Annotated in this window: 13 protein-coding genes; 9 read left to right on the forward strand and 4 right to left on the reverse strand. The window is 66.7% G+C overall.

The window, feature by feature from the left end; all coding sequences use genetic code 11:
• Positions 1 to 29 precede the first annotated feature (29 nt).
• Positions 30 to 1,496 carry a glutamate synthase subunit beta gene (locus BN973_RS01620; RefSeq protein ID WP_036465497.1) on the reverse strand — a complete coding sequence of 489 codons (1,467 nt, stop codon included), beginning with the start codon at positions 1,494 to 1,496 and terminating at the stop codon, positions 30 to 32.
• Positions 1,489 to 6,084: a glutamate synthase large subunit gene (gltB, locus tag BN973_RS01625; protein ID WP_036465499.1), complete on the reverse strand. Its 4,596-nt coding sequence runs from the start codon at positions 6,082 to 6,084 to the stop codon at positions 1,489 to 1,491. The genes BN973_RS01620 and gltB overlap by 8 nt, the downstream gene beginning before the upstream one ends.
• A 662-nt stretch (positions 6,085 to 6,746) precedes the next feature.
• Between gltB and BN973_RS01630 the strand changes: the two genes are divergently transcribed.
• Complete coding sequence (locus tag BN973_RS01630) at positions 6,747 to 7,949, forward strand: MinD/ParA family ATP-binding protein (RefSeq protein WP_036465500.1); 1,203 nt, start codon at positions 6,747 to 6,749, stop codon at positions 7,947 to 7,949.
• Between the two features lie 7 nt (positions 7,950 to 7,956).
• Here the strand turns inward: BN973_RS01630 and sigI are convergent, their stop codons facing one another.
• The gene (gene sigI, locus BN973_RS01635) at positions 7,957 to 8,841 is read right to left on the reverse strand and encodes an RNA polymerase sigma factor SigI (protein WP_036465501.1); all 885 of its coding nucleotides are present in this window, start codon (positions 8,839 to 8,841) and stop codon (positions 7,957 to 7,959) included.
• 109 nt (positions 8,842 to 8,950) lie between these two features.
• Here sigI and BN973_RS01640 point away from each other — a divergent pair, with 109 nt between their 5' ends.
• Positions 8,951 to 9,787, forward strand: a complete 837-nt coding sequence (locus tag BN973_RS01640) for an NAD(P)H-binding protein (RefSeq protein WP_036465502.1) — start codon at positions 8,951 to 8,953, stop codon at positions 9,785 to 9,787.
• Between the two features lie 20 nt (positions 9,788 to 9,807).
• Positions 9,808 to 10,257, forward strand: coding sequence for a nitroreductase family deazaflavin-dependent oxidoreductase (locus BN973_RS01645; protein ID WP_036465503.1), 450 nt, complete (start codon positions 9,808 to 9,810; stop codon positions 10,255 to 10,257).
• Between the two features lie 113 nt (positions 10,258 to 10,370).
• On the opposite strand, the gene BN973_RS01650 is transcribed toward BN973_RS01645, so the two are convergent.
• Positions 10,371 to 10,652, reverse strand: a complete 282-nt coding sequence (locus tag BN973_RS01650; RefSeq protein WP_036465504.1) for a WhiB family transcriptional regulator — start codon at positions 10,650 to 10,652, stop codon at positions 10,371 to 10,373.
• Positions 10,653 to 11,093: 441 nt separating this feature from the next.
• On the opposite strand from BN973_RS01650, the gene espM reads away from it, so the two are divergent.
• The 6 genes from espM to eccA all read left to right on the forward strand — a co-directional run bounded on the left by espM (position 11,094) and on the right by eccA (position 17,386).
• Positions 11,094 to 12,206, forward strand: a complete 1,113-nt coding sequence (gene espM, locus BN973_RS01655) for an ESX-1 type VII secretion system transcriptional regulator EspM (protein WP_036465505.1) — start codon at positions 11,094 to 11,096, stop codon at positions 12,204 to 12,206.
• Between the two features lie 250 nt (positions 12,207 to 12,456).
• Positions 12,457 to 13,767 (forward strand): EspA/EspE family type VII secretion system effector, encoded by a 1,311-nt coding sequence (locus tag BN973_RS01660; protein ID WP_036465506.1) that lies wholly within the window; start codon positions 12,457 to 12,459, stop codon positions 13,765 to 13,767.
• Positions 13,768 to 13,840: 73 nt separating this feature from the next.
• Positions 13,841 to 14,155 (forward strand): ESX-1 secretion-associated protein, encoded by a 315-nt coding sequence (locus BN973_RS01665; protein WP_036465507.1) that lies wholly within the window; start codon positions 13,841 to 13,843, stop codon positions 14,153 to 14,155.
• Entirely contained in the window at positions 14,155 to 15,018 is an 864-nt protein-coding gene (locus BN973_RS01670; RefSeq protein WP_036465509.1) for an ESX secretion-associated protein EspG, read from the forward strand. The genes BN973_RS01665 and BN973_RS01670 overlap by 1 nt, the downstream gene beginning before the upstream one ends.
• A gap of 35 nt (positions 15,019 to 15,053) precedes the next feature.
• Entirely contained in the window at positions 15,054 to 15,668 is a 615-nt protein-coding gene (locus tag BN973_RS30920; protein WP_036471916.1) for a hypothetical protein, read from the forward strand.
• Positions 15,665 to 17,386, forward strand: coding sequence for a type VII secretion AAA-ATPase EccA (eccA, locus tag BN973_RS01680; protein WP_036465511.1), 1,722 nt, complete (start codon positions 15,665 to 15,667; stop codon positions 17,384 to 17,386). Before BN973_RS30920 ends, eccA begins: the two co-directional genes overlap by 4 nt.

Consider the following 17,386-nt stretch of genomic DNA (forward strand, 5'->3'; position numbering starts at 1 on the left):
TAGGCGTGTTTCTGGTGTGACTGATGTGACTACTGAAGCGGGACGGCGGTCGGCTTGATGGGCGCGGGAAGCGCCGTTGACCCCATCAAATACCGGTCCACACCCGCCGCGGCGGCCCGGCCCTCGGCGATCGCCCAGACGATCAGCGACTGCCCCCGGCCCATGTCCCCGGCAACGAAAACGCCGGGCACCGAGGTCTCGTAATCGGCGCCGCGCGCGACGTTGCCGCGGTCGGTCAGCTTCACGTCGAGGTCGGTGAGCAGACCTTCCTTCTCCGGCCCGACGAAGCCCATCGCCAGCAGCACCAGATCCGCCTCGAGCTCGAAGTCTGAGCCCTCCACCTTGACGAACTTGCCGTCCTGCATCGTCACTTCGTGAACCTTGAGCGCGGACACGTGCCCGTCGGTGCCGACGAACTGCTCGGTGTTCACCGAGAACACCCGCTCGCCGCCCTCTTCGTGCGCCGACGAGACGCGGTACATCAGCGGGTAGGTCGGCCACGGCGTGGACTCGGCGCGCGCCTCCGGCGGCCGCGGCATGATCTCGAACTGGTGCACGCTGGCGGCACCCTGCCGGTGCGCGGTGCCCAGGCAGTCGGCGCCGGTGTCGCCGCCACCGATGATGACGACCTTCTTGCCCTTGGCGGTGATCGGCGGCTGCCCGTCGGGTCCCAGCACATCGTCGCCCTCCTGCACGCGGTTGCCCCACGGCAGGTATTCCATCGCCTGGTGGATGCCGTCCAATTCACGACCCGGAATCGGCAGATCACGCCAGGCGGTGGCACCACCGGCCAGCACCACCGCGTCGAAGTCGGCGAGCAGCTGCTGCGCGGTGATGTCGACTCCGACGTTGACACCGGCGCGGAATTCGGTTCCCTCCGCACGCATTTGGTCCAGTCGCCGGTCGAGGACGCGCTTCTCCATCTTGAATTCCGGAATGCCGTAACGCAGCAGTCCGCCGATGCGATCGGCCCGTTCGAAGACGGTGACGGTGTGTCCCGCCCGGGTGAGCTGCTGGGCAGCGGCCAATCCGGCCGGGCCCGAACCGATTACGGCCACGGTCTTTCCGGTCAGCTTCGTCGGCGGCTTCGGCTCGACGAAACCCGCGTCGAAGGCGTGGTCGATGATCTCCAGCTCGATCTGCTTGATCGTCACCGGATCCTGGTTGATGCCCAGCACGCACGCCGGCTCGCACGGCGCCGGACACAGCCGGCCGGTGAAGTCGGGGAAGTTGTTGGTGGCGTGCAGCCGTTCGATCGCGTCGCGCCACCGGCCCCGGCGCACCAGGTCGTTCCACTCCGGGATCAAGTTGCCCAGCGGACAGCCGTTGTGGCAGAAGGGAATACCGCAGTCCATGCAACGGGTCGCCTGCTCGCGCAGGGTGTCGTCGTTGAACTCCTGGTAGACCTCGTTCCAGTCCTTCAACCGCAGCGGTACAGGCCGCCGTTGCGGCAGTTCCCGATGCGTGTACTTGAGGAAGCCAGTCGGATCAGCCATGCGCCGCCGCCATAATCGCCTTGTCTACATCGACCCCGTCGCGCTCCGCTTCGGCGATCGCCTGCAACACCTTCTTGTAGTCCCGCGGCATCACCTTGGCGAAATGCCGCTGCTGTCCGCGCCAGTCTGCCAGGATCCGCTGTCCGACAGCGGAATCCGTCGCATCGACATGTGCCTGGATGATGCCGTGCAAGAACTCCGCGTCATCGGAGTCGAGAGCCTCGAGATCCACCATCTCGGTGTTGAGGTTCTGCGGCAGCGCCTCATCGGGGTCGTACACGTAGGCGACGCCGCCGGACATACCGGCCGCGAAGTTGCGGCCCGTGTGGCCCAGAATCACGACTCTGCCGCCGGTCATGTACTCGCAACCGTGATCGCCGACGCCCTCGACCACCGCGTGGGCACCGGAGTTGCGGACCGCGAACCGTTCGCCGACCACGCCGCGCAGGAAGGCCTCGCCGCTGGTGGCGCCGAACAGGATCACGTTGCCGCCGATGATGTTCTCCTCAGCGACGTAGTCCAGCGGCGCGTTGTCTGACGGGCGCACCACGATTCGGCCGCCCGACAAGCCCTTGCCGACGTAGTCGTTGGCGTCGCCGTACACCCGCAGGGTGATGCCCTTCGGTACGAACGCGCCGAAGCTGTTGCCCGCGGACCCGTCGAAGGTGATGTCGATCGTTCCATCGGGCAGGCCTTGACCCCCATAGGCCTTCGTCAGCTCGTGGCCGAGCATGGTGCCCACCGTGCGGTTGACGTTGCTGATGGTGGTGGAGAACCGGACGGGTTTGCCGGAATCCAGTGCCTCACGGCTCATCACGATCAATTGCTGATCCAGCGCCTTGTCCAGGCCGTGGTCCTGGCGCGAGCTGCAGTAGAGGTCCTGATTCATGAACGCGGACTCCGGCTCGTGCAGCACCGGGGCCAGATCCAGCTTGTGTGCCTTCCAGTGCGCGCGCGCCAACGTGGTGTCCAGCGAACCCACCTGGCCGACGGCCTCGTTGAAGGTGCGGAAGCCCAACTGCGCCATGTACTCCCGGACTTCTTCGGCGATGAACATGAAGAAGTTCTCGACGAACTCCGGCTTGCCGGTGAAGCGTTCCCGCAGCACCGGGTTCTGCGTGGCCACACCCACCGGGCAGGTGTCGAGGTGGCACACCCGCATCATGATGCAGCCGGCAACGACCAGCGGTGCGGTGGCGAAACCGAACTCCTCGGCGCCCAGCAGCGCGCCGATCATCACGTCGCGTCCGGTCTTGAGCTGCCCGTCCACCTGGACGACGATCCGGTCGCGTAATCCGTTGAGCAGCAAGGTCTGCTGCGTCTCGGCCAGCCCCAGCTCCCAGGGTGCACCCGCGTGCTTCTGCGAGGTGAGCGGGGTGGCACCGGTACCGCCGTCGTGGCCCGAGATCAGCACGACATCCGCGTGCGCCTTGGACACACCCGCCGCGACCGTGCCAACGCCGTTCTCGGAGACAAGCTTGACGTGCACGCGCGCGGACGGGTTGGAGTTCTTCAGGTCGTGAATCAGCTGCGCCAGATCCTCGATCGAGTAGATGTCGTGGTGCGGTGGCGGCGAGATCAGACCGACGCCGGGCGTGGAGTGCCGGACCTCTGCCACCCACGGGTACACCTTGTGCCCTGGAAGTTGGCCGCCCTCACCGGGTTTGGCACCCTGGGCCATCTTGATCTGGATGTCGGAGCAGTTGGTCAGATAGTGCGAAGTGACGCCGAAGCGTGCCGACGCGACCTGCTTGATCGCGCTGCGGCGCCAATCCCCGTTGGGGTCGGGCTCGAAACGCTTGACGTCCTCGCCGCCCTCACCGCTGTTGGATCGCCCGCCCAGCCGGTTCATCGCGATGGCGAGCGTCTCGTGCGCCTCAGCAGAGATCGACCCGTAGCTCATCGCCCCGGTGGAGAACCGTTTGACGATTTCGCTGGCGGGTTCCACCTCGTCCAGTGGCACCGGAGGGCGCACATCGCCGCGGAACTTCAGCAATCCGCGCAGCGACGCCATCCGCTCGCTCTGGTCATCGACCAGGCGCGTGTATTCCTTGAAGATCTTGTACTGGCCGGTGCGGGTCGCGTGCTGCAGCTTGAACACGGTCTCCGGGTTGAACAGGTGGTACTCGCCCTCACGGCGCCACTGATAATCCCCGCCCACCTCGAGTTCGCGATGCGCGCGCTCGTCGGGCCGGTCCAGGTAGGCCAGCGCGTGCCGCGTCGCGACATCGGCGGCGACGTCGTCCAGCGTGATGCCGCCGGTCGGGCAGGCCAGCCCGGTGAAGTACTCGTCGAGCACATCCTCTGAGATGCCGATGGCCTGGAACAGCTGGGCGCCGGTGTAGGAGGCCAACGTCGAAATGCCCATCTTGGACATGACTTTCAGCACGCCCTTGCCGGCGGCCTTCACATAGTTGTTCAAGGCCTTGTCGCGGTCGATCCCGTCTCCCAAACCATCCAGGACGCCGCGGTCGAGCATGTCCTCGATCGACTCGAACGCCAGGTACGGGTTCACCGCGGCCGCGCCGCACCCGATCAGCATCGCCATGTGATGCACCTCGCGCGCATCGCCGGATTCGACCACCAGACCCACATGAGTGCGGGTCCGATCCCGCACCAGGTGGTGGTGCACCCCGGCGACGGCGAGCAGCGACGGGATCGGTGCCATCTCCTCGTTGGAATCGCGGTCGGACAAAATGATGACCCGAGCGCCCTCGGCGATCGCGGCCGACGCCTGCGCACGCACGTCTTCCAGCGCGGCCGCCAGCCCGGCGCCGCCCTCGGCGACCGGGTACAGACAGCGAATCACCTTGGAGCGCATGCCGTGTGGGCGACCGTTGACCTCGTCGTCCGGGTTCAGATTGATCAGCTTGGCCAGCTCGTGGTTACGCAGAATCGGCTGCCGCAACACGATCTGGTGGCACGAGAACTCGTCCGGGCTGAGCAGGTCACGCTCCCCGCCGGTGGTGCCCTGCAGGCTGGTCACCACCTCTTCGCGGATGGCGTCCAGCGGCGGGTTCGTCACCTGAGCGAACAGCTGGTGGAAGTAGTCGTAAAGCATCCGGGGACGCTGCGACAGCACCGCGACCGGGGTATCGGTGCCCATCGACCCGATCGGCTCGGCACCGGTGCGCACCATCGGCGCCACCAGCAGGTTGAGCTCCTCGTAGGTGTAGCCAAAGGCCAACTGCCGCATCACAAGTCGATCGTGCGCCATCCGCACGTAGTTGCCCTGTGGCAGCGATTCCAGCGGAACGAGGTTCTTGTCGAGCCACTCCTGGTACGGGTGTTCGGCAGCCAGCTCGGCCTTGATCTCCTCGTCGGAGACGATGCGGCCCTGGGTGGTGTCCACCAGGAACATCCGGCCCGGCTGCAGACGCATCCGCTGCACCACCGTCGACGGGTCCAGGTCCAAGACCCCCGCCTCGGACGCCATCACGACCAAGCCGTCCTTGGTGACCCAGATACGGGATGGGCGAAGGCCATTGCGGTCCAGCACGGCGCCCACGATCGTGCCGTCGGTAAACGTCATCGACGCCGGGCCGTCCCACGGTTCCATCAGCGATGCGTGGTACTCGTAGAACGCCCGTCGCGCCGGATCCATCGATTCGTTGCGTTCCCAGGCCTCGGGAATCATCATCAGCACCGCGTGCGGCAGGCTGCGCCCGCCCAGATGCAGCAATTCCAGCGCCTCGTCGAAACGCGCGGTGTCCGACGCGCCCGGGGTACAGATCGGGAACAACTTCTCCAGGTCGTCGACCGACCCGAAGATGTCGGTCTTCATCAGCGCCTCACGGGCACGCATCCAGTTCTCGTTGCCGGTGACGGTGTTGATCTCGCCGTTGTGGGCGATCCGCCGGAACGGGTGCGCCAACGGCCAGGACGGGAAGGTGTTGGTCGAGAAACGGGAGTGCACGATGCCCAGCGCGCTGGTCATCCGATCGTCTTGCAGGTCAAGGTAAAACGCCTTGAGCTGCGGGGTGGTCAGCATGCCCTTGTAGACCATCGTCTGACCGGACAGGCTTGGGAAGTAGACGGTTTCCCGGCCCGGCCCGTCCTGGCCCGGTCCCTTGGTACCGAGTTCGTGCTCGGCGCGCTTGCGAACGACGTAGCAACGGCGCTCCAGCGTCATGTCCGAGGCTCCGGCCAAAAACACCTGGCGGAAGGTGGGCATCGCGTCGCGGGACAGCGCCCCCAGCGACGAGTCGTCGGTGGGCACATTGCGCCAGCCCAGCACCGTCAGGCCCTCGGCCTCGGCGATCTTCTCCACCGCCGCGGAGGCCGCCGCGGCATCCTTGGACGATTGCGGCAAAAATGCGATGCCGGTGGCGTAGCTGCCCGGCTCGGGGAGTTCGAAGTCGACGACTCCCCGCAGGAACGCGTCCGGGACTTGAATCAGAATGCCGGCGCCGTCACCGCTGCGCGGTTCGGCACCCTGCGCGCCACGGTGTTCGAGGTTGACCAGTGCAGTGATCGCCTTGTCGACGATGTCGCGGCTGCGGCGGCCGTGCATGTCGACGACCATGGCTACCCCGCACGAATCGTGCTCGTACGCGGGGTTATACAACCCAACGCGCGTGGGCGTCATATGCACCTGCCTCTTCACGATGAACTTGCTGCGCGGCCGTTTTCAGTGGCTCCGACGGGGCCGCGCCCAGGGTTGCGGGCTGACCCCTTCGGTCTTGTCGATAGGCTGTCTCCCAGGCGGAAAATGATCCGATGAGAGAATCGTCCGTGCGGCGCTGAACGGTGGCGTGTACCCGGTCTCGACAAGTCGTAAAACGATATGACAAAAACCGCCTGACATGCCAACTTCGCCAAGTCTAACCCGGTAGGTAGCAGCGGCGTAAATTCGCTGAACGCGACGGGCGATAGCGCAGGAAATGCGGTTGGACCACCGGCAATCCACGCGTGAGCGCGCAGACCCGAAAGGGCCGGGCACCGGACCAAACCCGGGACTCGAGTTTGCTGTGACCCCAGCGTTGCGGCGCCTCCGGGATGACCGGCATCACAGTGTTCCCGCGCATCCGCGCCGCCGATCGCGATAAGGCGTGGCAGCCATGCCTCCCGTAGCCGTCGCCGGCGTGCGCGGCCGACGGCCCGGACGTCCCACCGGCACCCCGTTGGGGCCTAGCGAGTTTGCGCGATACTAGTTAGGACGAGTAGGGAGATACCGGGCCGATACTGGTCGGGTCCACCCCTGCGGCTGTCCCAGCGCGCGACGATCGATCGCCCGGCACCGAGGAGCCCATGTACGAGCGCGACGAATTCCTGCGGGACCGTCTGCAGCCCGAACGGCCCAGCACCCCCGCCGCCCCCCGTTCCAGCGATCACCGGAGCGCGCCGCCCACGGCAATTTCGGAGCCTTCGCAACGACCCGCCCCGCCTCCGCCACCCCCGCCGCGGCCCCCGGTCGGGCCCCCGCCACCACCGCGTCAGCCGTCGCCCGCGCCGGCGCCGGCGCGCCGGCATGTCGCTCCCCCTCCCCCGCCACGACCCGCCGCGGCGCCGCAGGCTCCTCCCGCGTCCGCGGTCCCGGCGCCCGAGGCCGGGTGGCGACGCATCCTGCGGCTGCTCACTTTCGGCCTCGTCAAGCTGGGTCCGTCGCCCGCACAGCGCCAAGACGCCCAATTCGAAGCCACCATCCGGACCGGTTTTCACGGCATCCACAAGGTCGGCGTGGTGGGTAAGGGCGGGGTGGGAAAGACCTCCGTCGCCGCCAGCGTCGGATCGCTGTTCGCCGAGCTGCGACAGGGGCAAGACCACGTGGTGGCGATCGACGCCGACACCGCCTTCGGCCGGCTGAGCAGCCGCATCGATCCGCAGTCGACGAGTTCGTTCTGGGAACTGACCGCCGACAAAAACCTCGAGACCTTCACCGACGTCGCCGCGCGCGTGGGCCGCAATGCGGTCGGCCTGCATGTGCTGGCCGGCGAACCGGCGTCCGGTCCGCGCCGGGTGCTCGATCCCGCGATCTACCGGGAAGCCGCGTCCCGGCTCGACCGCCATTTCACCATCTCGGTCATCGACTGCGGCTCGACGATGGATTCACCGGTCACCCAGGAAGTACTGCGCGACCTGGATGCACTGATCGTGGTGTCCTCGCCGTGGGCCGATGGCGCATCCGCGGCCGCCCGGACCATGGAATGGCTCGCGGATCAGGGCATGACGGAGTTGTTGCACCACACGGTCGTGGTGCTCAACGACTCGGACGGGCATGCCGACAAGCGCACCCGGGCGCTGCTGGCCCGTGAGTTCGTCGACCACGGTCAGCCGGTGGTCGAGGTGCCCTACGACCCTCATCTGCGTCCCGGCGGCGTCATCGACGTGACACATGAGATGGCCACCCCGACCCGACGCAAATTGCTGCAGGCCACCGCGATGATCGCCGGGTTTTTCGGTGACAGGCCCGAGCGTGCGCCGGGCTCCCGGCCGGGTGGCCGCGAGAGCTGACGCGTCTTCAGCTGGCCGCAATCCGCGCCGACGGGTCGGCGATCGCTTCGATCTTGCTGACCAGGGGACCCCGGATGGTCAGCACAACGGCGGCGAAAAGCCGGCGCTCGGCGAACGCGAGGACCACCGGTTGCCCGGCGGGACCGCTGACCAGGGTGACCCCCGGTCCCAGATAGCGCATCAGGTTGGTGGCCACCGCCTCCGGACCGTGGTTGATCTGCGGCGGGGGCGCCGGGTCGGCCAGGACGGTGCCCACCCCCCAGACCGTCGGGTCCAGCACAGCGGTCAGCGCGGCGATGTCGCCGTTGGCGCAGGCGGTAATGAACTTCTCGGTGACCAGCTGGTGCTCGGCGGAGGCTACTTCATTCATCTTCGGTTGTGCCGCAGTGAATTTCGAGCGCGCTCGCCGCGCCAGCTGGCGGCACGTGCCGACCGGGCGTCCCACGGTTTCGGCGACCGTGTCGAACGGGACCCCGAACACGTCGTGCAGCACGAACGCGACCCGCTCGCCGGGACTGAGCCGGCGCAAGACTTCCATCAACGCGGTGCGGACCTCGTCGTCGAGGGTGACGCGATCAGCCGGATCCAGGCTGCGCGATTCCGCGACCTCGATGCCGGGGTCGCCGACGCCGGGCCGGCTCAACCTCTCGTAGCGCGTTCGCGCCGAGCGCACCTGATCGAGACAGAGCCGGCTCGTGACGACGGTCAGCCAGCCACGGATGTCGTCGACCTCGTCGGGGCCCAGCCGCGACAACCGCAGGAATGCCTCTTGCGCAACATCTTCGGCGTCACCGACGTCGCCGAGGATTTGATAGCCGAGATTGACCAGATAGGGGCGATGGCGACGCCATGCGTCGGCCAGCTGGTCGGTCGGCGGCTGCGACTGGTTCATGAAACATCGACGATCTGGTGTCGAAAAAAGTTACCTGCTCCCGACTGTAACTTTCCCTCCTTTCCGCCCGTCGTTGGGTCAAGATCTTCGACTCTCAGGAGGAAACATCATGACGATCGTCATAACCGGGGCGACCGGCAACGTCGGGCGCCCGCTCGTTGCCGAACTTGTCGCCGCGGGTGCCCGGGTACGCGCCATCACCCGCACCCCGAACAATGCCGGGTTCTCCGCACGCGTCGAGGTGCTCGGCTCGGTGGCCGAAGCGCTGCCCGGAGCATCGGCGGTGTTCCTGAACTCGCGGGCACTCGGCGACAGCCTCGCCGAGGTCGTGGCCGAATGCCGGCGAGCAGGAGTCACCAAACTCGTTGCGCTGTCGGCGATCAACGCCGACGCCGACTTCTCCCGACAGCCATCGCGCTTCCGCGGCGACCGCAACCGCGAGGTCGAACGGCTCGCCGTGGACTCCGGGCTGGCGTGGGTGAGCCTGCGGCCCGCGGTCTTCGCGACGAACTTCGCGGGGATGTGGGCCGCACAGATCCGCGCCGGCGACGTGGTGGCCGGGCCGTATGCGGCGGCATCGACCGCACCGATCGTCGAAAGCGACATCGCCGCGGTGGCGGCGCGCGCCCTGCTCACCGATGACCTTGTCGCTCAGCGGGTTCCGTTGACCGGCCCCCAGTCCCTCACCAACTCAGAACTTGTGGGGGTGATCGGCGCCGTGCTGGGGCGCCCACTGCAGTACCGGGAGATACCGGCGGAGGCGGTGCGGCAACGGTTCATCGACTTGGGATTCGGCGCCGAGTTCGGCGACGCGTACACGGCCATGCTCGCCGAAACGCTGGACCACCCCGCACTTGTCACGCACGACGTGGAGAAGATCCTCGGCCGGGCGCCACAGTCTTTTGCCCAGTGGGTGTCTGAACACCGCGACCTGTACACGAACTAGATCCGATAGGAGCTTGCGAAATGACCGAATTACGGCCGCCGCGCTACCTCAAGCCGATGAACAAGGTGATGATGGCGGTGCAAAGACTCGGGATACCGACCGGCCCGGCAATGGTGCTCACCGTGCCGGGCCGCAAGTCGGGCCAACCGCGCAGCACCCCGATGACGCCGTTCGAATTCCAGGGCGGGCTCTACGTGGTCGCGGGCTATCCGGGCGCGGACTGGGCGGCGAACGCGCGTGCCGCGGGTGCCGGCACGCTGGCCCGGGGCCGGCGGGCCCGGGCAGTCAGAATCGTCGAACTGACCGCCGAACAGGCACGGCCGGTGCTGCGGGAGTTCCCGAAGAAGGTGCCGGTCGGTGTGTCGTTCGCCAAGCGTTCGGGAATGGTGCGCGACGGAACCTCCGACGAATTCGAGGCGCTGGCAGGCCGGCTCGCCGTGTTCCGCTTCGACCCGGCCACCTCGCCATAGCGCCCCACACGCAAGACAGCGCGAGAACCTTGCGTGGTTCTCGCGCTGTCTGTACGCGTGTCCGGGCGGTCCCCCGGACGTTGCTCTACTGCTGACGCCTCAGGAGCCCGGGGTTAGGCCGATTTGGCCGTCTCGCGCACCGGGTATCCGTTGCGCTCGGCCATTGAGCGCAATTGGTTCAGCGCGAATGCCCGCGGCCGGCCCGACTCGGGAATCACCACACCGGCCCACAGGCCTTCGGCACCGGCTGACTCAACGGCATCGCGAGCGCACATCCACCGGCGAGGGCAAGCCCGGCACAGGGCTTTGGCCTCCGCGTCGGGGGCGGTCGTCCAACGATCGGGGTCCTGGGTGCAAGCGCCCAACGGGACGTTGTACAGGGTTGTTGCGGTCATCGCTACGTTCCTCCAGAAAGCGTTGCAGTTCTGCGTCCTATGACACGAAAGGCTATAGCACTAACCGTCGCGATGCAACAGTTTACTGCTCCATATTTCGATCGTGCCCGTACGCTGGCGCTTCGGTCCACATCACACGCGCCGCAGGCTTCACCTGGCTTAACAAGCGGATAACGGCGGCGAAACGGTGCCCCAATGGTCGGGCCGACCAGGCACTTCCCGCGCACACGCGGGCAGCGTGGGCGCGGAGCGGCGGACGGGGTTTCAAACTGTAGCGGTGATGCGGTTAAGGCCAGGTTGCCGGGCGGAGCCGTGCGCGGGCTAATTCCGTAACAACTTGACGCAGAACTGTAGCGCCGCGATAGGATCCGACGGGTGCAGCAGTTAGAATCGTGAGGGCGCAGCCCGCCGCCACACAACTTCAGCGAGGAATCACCGACGATGTCCAGCGCCGCCAGAACCGCCCGGCCAGCTCTGCTGGTCGTGCACAGCGGCGACACATCGCATGCAATCGAGCCCGGACGCGGTGTGGTGACCATCGGCCGCGAACCTCAGGCCGGTGTGCAGATCGACGATCCACAGATCTCGCAGGAGCACTTGCGGGCCGAAGCCGCCAATGGGGAGTGGCGCATCGTCGACAGCAGCCCGAGCGGCATGTTCGTCGACGGATTACGAAAGACCTCCGTGACGATCACCGACAAGACGATCGTCCGGTTCGGGGACCCCACCGCGGGGAAAGCCCTGACGTTTGAAATCGTCAGGCCACCGAAATCCGTTGAGCAGGGCAACGATTCCGATGGACAGGGGGACAACATCGAGCCAACCGATCTGGATCCGGGCGTGGTTCGCGCCGGCGCCGCCGCGGCTGCCCGGCGCCGAGAACTCGACATCAGCCAGCGCAGCCTCGCGGCGGACGGGGTCATCAACGCCGGCGCGCTGATTGCTTTCGAGAAAGGCCGGAGTTGGCCGCGGGAACGGACCCGCGCGAAGCTCGAGGAAGTCCTGCAGTGGCCGGCCGGCACCATCGACCGGATCCGACACGGAGAGCCCGTCGCGGCTGAGACCACGGCGGCGGCCGCGCCGGCCGACGGTCCAGCGGCGGCCGACAACCCGGATGCGCACGGCGCGGCGTCGCTGATCGCCCAGGCGGTGGTCGCCGCAGTGGACGGTTGCAGCCTGGCCATTTCCGCGTTGCCGCCGGCCGACGACCCCGAATTCACCGAGCGCTCGGCGCCCATCCTCTCCGATCTGCGCCAACTCGAGGCGATAGCCGTCCGGGCGACCCGGATCAGCCAGATCACCCCGGAATTGATCAAGGCACTGAGCGCGGTACGCCGGCATCGCGACGAATTGATGACGCTCGGGGCAAATGCTCCGGATGCGCCACTGGCGCAGCGGTTGTACGCGGCCCGGCGCAGCGCTAACCTCTCGACGCGCGAAATTGCCCAGGCGGCCGGCGTCGACGAAGAAATGATCGTGCGCGCGGAGAACGAAGAGCCGTTACCCCCGCACGTGACGGCCGCGATCGAAACGTTGATAGGCCACATCAACTGAAATTGGCGCGCCGCCGACGCCGTCAATACTTACTGTTCGCTTTTCGGCAACCTTGCCGCAATGTTAACCGTGGCGGCCGGGAGCCGGGTGGTGGAAGCTGTTGTCCAGCCGAAAAATTCGTGCACTGGACCCGCTCTGAGCACTGTTAGGCTCGTTTTACCGTGCCCGGGATCGGTGCACAGGATCTGCGAACTTGAAGGGAAACACCGACGTGGCTTGGCTTAACGGGGCAACAGATTTAGCGACGTGTGTGAAAAGTTTTGGGTCCGGCGTTACTGCCGCTTCAACCGGCGACTGGGCGAACCTTGGTGCGAGTGCGGCCACCATTGTCGGTAAAGGGCTGATCTATGCGGGCAAGCAGAACGCGGTCCTGGCAAAGGCGTTGAAAGAAAGCGGAACAAAGTGTCTGCCGACGCCGACGGCCATTGTCGACGCCGCGGCGCTGGCCGTCACGGTCGTGGACTTGCTCAACGGATTCGGCAGCCCCAACTCGGGATCCGCCGTCTCCACCGCTGCGGACAAACTCAACCTCTTCCTCAAGGACTTGGACCCCGCGAGCATTCCGGATCCGCGGGACTGGAGCGGCGACGCGGCGACGGCCTACATCGGCCAGGTCAACAAGCTCAAGGGTTTCGTGGACACGTTCAAGACGTACGACCAGACCCTGAAGGGCTACCTGAGCAAGCAGGCATCCGAGGTCAAGCAGGCACACCTGTGCTGCACGGTCAACGTGGCCGTACTGACCGCCGCCGCCGGTATTGCCCTGGCGCTCTACCTGATCCCGATCGCGGGTCCGGGCATATCGCAGGCGTGGCAAATCGTCGCCGCGTTCGCGTGCTGTGCGGCGGTCTTCGTCGTCGAGATGCTCACCCTGTCGAGTTCCATGGGCCTGGCCAACCAGTGCTCGACCCTGGGCCAGCAGTACGTCCAGCTGGGCAAGGACATCACCGCGCAGCTGGCGGGCACCTTCGACAAAATCCAGGGCAAGGTCGCGACCGAGACGACGTCCCAGCTGTCCGGCTTCCGGGCGGTGTCCGACGGCCTGACGGACTTCACCTTCGCCGGCTCCTTCACCAAGCAACCCACCGTGTCCAAGTTGGCCGCCGAGGCGGGCGACAAGGTTTCGCCGGAGCAGAAGGCGCTGTTGGGCGCTTCGAGCGACAAGGCCGCCCCCGCGAAGACCGACACAGCGGCCAAGAAGGGCGACAAGACACCCGCCCCCGCTGCGACATTCACGCCGCCGAGCCTGGCTCAGATTGGGCAGGCGTCCCAGGGAATGAACCAGGTCGGCCAGACACTGGGCCAGGGGATGCAACAGATTCAGTCGCTCGCCCAATCCGCGAAGAGCTCCGCTCCCCCCGCGGCCCCGGTCCCGGCGCACGACGTCAGCGACGTCAAGGACGAGGACAAGGACAAGACGGACGAAGACAAGAAGGATGCGGAAGCCGGCGCTGCCGCCGGTAAAGACGGTGGCGCCGAGCGCGCACCCGTGGACGCCACGGCACCTGCCGCGGCGCCCGCTGCCGCACCGGCCGGCGCCGGCCGCGAGCGCGTCCTCTGATACCCGCTCGCGCGCCAAAAGCACTGTGGCCCAACGCTATAGAGCGACGATCAAACGTTAAGGAGACCAACCAATGACAAACCTACTCGTCTCACCGACAGTCCTCGAGACGCTGGCGACCAAACAGGAAGCCGCGCAGAAGGATGCCCAAGCGGCTGCCGACGCCCTCAACGGCACCGGCAGTAACTGCTGGCTCACCCACGGCGTCATCAGCGGATGCTCCAACGGGGCCTTCGACACCCTCGAGGGCATCCGCAAGACCGCGGGCAAGGCCCTGGGAGACGCCAGCCTGCTGATGGCCGCGAAGCTGCGCACCGCCAAGAAGGCCTACGAGGGCGTTGACAGCGAGCTGGCCGGCAACCTCAACAAGCAACTTCTCGACAGATAATGACATCCGGTCCCCTCGCCGCCGGCCGCGCCGGGCTTGTTGACGACGTCGTCGGCGTCGAGGTGACCATCGACGGCATGCTGGTGATCGCCGACCGGTTGCAGCTCATCGAATTCCCTGCGGCGCTGGGGATCCGGCAGAACATCCCGCAGGACGACTTGCGCAAATTGGTCTGGGATCAGGTGGAGCAGGACCTCATTGCGCAGGGCGTGCTGAACGAACTGGGCCAGCCCCACCCGACGGTGGCGACGATCCTCGACACGCTCAGCAGGCCGGACCGAACTCTTGAGGGCCGGTGGTGGCGAGCCGACGTCGGCGGGGGTGTGATGGTGCGGTTTGCGGTGTGCCGCAAGGGCGATCGTCACGTGATAGCGGCGCGCCACGGCGAGCTGATCGCGCTACAACTGGTGGCGGCGCAAGTGGGTCTGGCGGGCATGGTGACCGCGGTGCTGGGCCCGGCGACGCCGGCCAACGTCGAACCGCTGACCGGTGTCGCAACCGAACTCGCCGAATGCACCACGGCTGCCCAGCTGGTCAATCTCGGCGTCGCGCCGGCCACCGCCCGCGTCTACGCCGAGATCGTCGGCAATCCGGACAGCTGGGTGGAGATCATCGCGGGCGAGCGCCACCCCGGCGGCACCTACACGCAGACCGAGGTCGCCGCCGGCGTCCTGGACTCGCCGCTGGGCAGGCTGGTTTCGCTGCCCCGCCGCGTGCACGGCGAGCTGTACGGAAGTTTCTTGTCCGGCAGCCAAGAAAATTTGCAGCGGACGCTAGACGGACTCCTGGAATTTCTTCCGTCGCGCGCCTGGCTGGATCACAATTCTGATGACGATCACGATCATGCCTCGTACCAAAACTGATTTCTCCCGCAACCAATCTGAGAAAGATGGATCCCATGTCCCAGCATGATGACCACGACGATCTGTCGGCCCTGGACTTCTCCTCCTACCAGTCGGGATCCGACGACAACGGCCACGAACCCGCGGATGCCCTCGACTTCTCGGCCGCCGATGACGACGGCGGGGCGGAGTCGGACGCCGAGGCGCTGGACGCGTACGCGCCCACCGAACCCGAAGAGGCCGACACCGAGCTGGAGGCCATCGCCGCGACGACCGAACCCTCCGACGACGAAGACGAGGAAGACGACGGCGTCCAGCAGTACACCGTGACCAACCCTCCCGAGACGGTGTCGGTGTCTGCGCTCATCGACGGCCGCACTCAGCGGGTCACGCTGTCGCCGACCGCGACCAATCTGACCGAAGCCGAACTCGCCGACGAGATCATCGTGCTGGCCGAGCTGGCCCGGCAGAAAGGGCTGGCCGGACAGCGCAGCTACGTCATGGAGAGCGCCGCCGACAACCCCGGCCTGCAGCAACTCAGCGACATGGGGTTGGACAGCAGCCAGCTGCTTCGTGACTTCGTGGACACCGGCATGCGGTTGCCGACGGAGGAACAGGCCGAGACGGCGCAGGCCGAGGTCTTCGCCGCGCGCTACACCGCCGATAAATGAGCGATCACCTGGCCGGCCTGTTCGAAAGCGCGGTCGGCATGCTGCCGGTCTCGGAGTCGCGGGCGCTGGACCTGTTCACCGAGATCACGAATTATGACGAGACCGCGTGCGACGCATGGGTCGGCCGCATCCGGTGTGGCGACAACGACCGGGTGACGCTGTTCCGAGCCTGGTACTCGCGCAAGTACTTTGGGCAGCTGTCCGGGTCGGCTCAGATCTCGATGACCGCCCTGGGCGCCCGGGTTCCGATCGGCGGCCTTTACGGCGACATCACCTACCCGGTGAATTCGCCCTTGGCGATCACCATCGGTTTCGCGGTGAACGAAGCGTTGCAGGGTAACTACGCGGACGCCATGGAGGCCGTCGAAGCCAGTCCGGCCGCCGGTGCCGAACACCTGTTGTCCTGGACCAAGGCGGTGATCTACGGGGCGGGACAGCGTTGGACCGAGGTCATCGACGAGGTCCGCGCCGCCGGCAAGTGGCCGGACACCTTCCTGGCTGCCGCCGCCGGCGTCGCGCACGGGGTCGCGGCGGCCAACCTCGGTTTGTTCACCGAAGCCGAGCGCCGCCTGACCGAGGCGAACTCCTCCCCCGCGGGGGAAGCCTGCGCGCAGGCCATCGCCTGGTTCTTGGCAATGACGCGCCGCAGCCAGGGCAACGAAGAAGCTGCGGTGGCCCTGCTGGAGTGGCTGCAGACCACCCACCCGAGCCCGAAAGTCACAGCGGCACTGAAGGATCCGTCTTATCGCCTCGCGACGACCACCGCCGAGCAGATCTCGGCCCGCACCGACCCGTGGGATGCGGGCAGCGTGGTGGCCGACACGTCGGGACGCGAAAAGCTGCTTGCCGAGGCCGAGACCGAGCTGCGCCGGCAGATCGGGCTGACCCGGGTCAAGGATCAGGTCGAGCGTTACCGCGCCGCGACCCAGATGGCCAAGGTTCGTGCCGCGCGCGGGATGAAGGTCGCGCAGGCGAGCAAGCACATGATCTTCACCGGCCCGCCGGGAACCGGCAAGACGACGATCGCGCGCGTGGTGGCCAACATCCTGGCGGGGTTGGGCGTGATCCAGGAACCGAAACTCATCGAGACGGCGCGTAAGGATTTCGTCGCGGAATACGAGGGTCAGTCGGCGGTCAAGTCCGCGAAGACGATCGACCGTGCCCTGGGCGGTGTGCTGTTCATCGACGAGGCCTACACCCTCGTCCAGGAGCGAGAGGGGCGGTCCGACCCGTTCGGGCAGGAGGCGCTTGACACGCTGCTGGCACGGATGGAAAACGACCGCGACCGTCTCGTGGTGATCATCGCCGGCTACAGCAACGACATCGATAGACTGCTGGAGACCAACGAAGGACTGCGGTCCCGGTTCGCCACCCGTATCGAATTCGACTCCTACTCCCCCGAGGAAATTCTCGAAATCGCGAAAGTGATTGCAAAGAACAACGATTCGGAGCTCAGCGTGGAAGCGGCCGAGAACCTGCTGGAGGCGGCGAAGCTGCTGAGCCAGCGGTCGGTGCGCGGCAAAGCCGCACTCGACATCGCCGGCAACGGGCGATATGCACGGCAAATGGTGGAGGCCGCGGAACAATACCGCGATATGCGCCTGACCCAGGCGGTTGACTTCGAGGAGCTCGACGCGGACTTCTTGCGCGAGATCAGCGGCGAGGACATGGCCGAAGCAGTCGCCTCGGTGCACGCACGGCTCGCTCTTACCGAGTAG

The sequence above is a fragment of the Mycobacterium triplex genome (assembly GCF_000689255.1).
Classification (GTDB): domain Bacteria; phylum Actinomycetota; class Actinomycetes; order Mycobacteriales; family Mycobacteriaceae; genus Mycobacterium; species Mycobacterium triplex.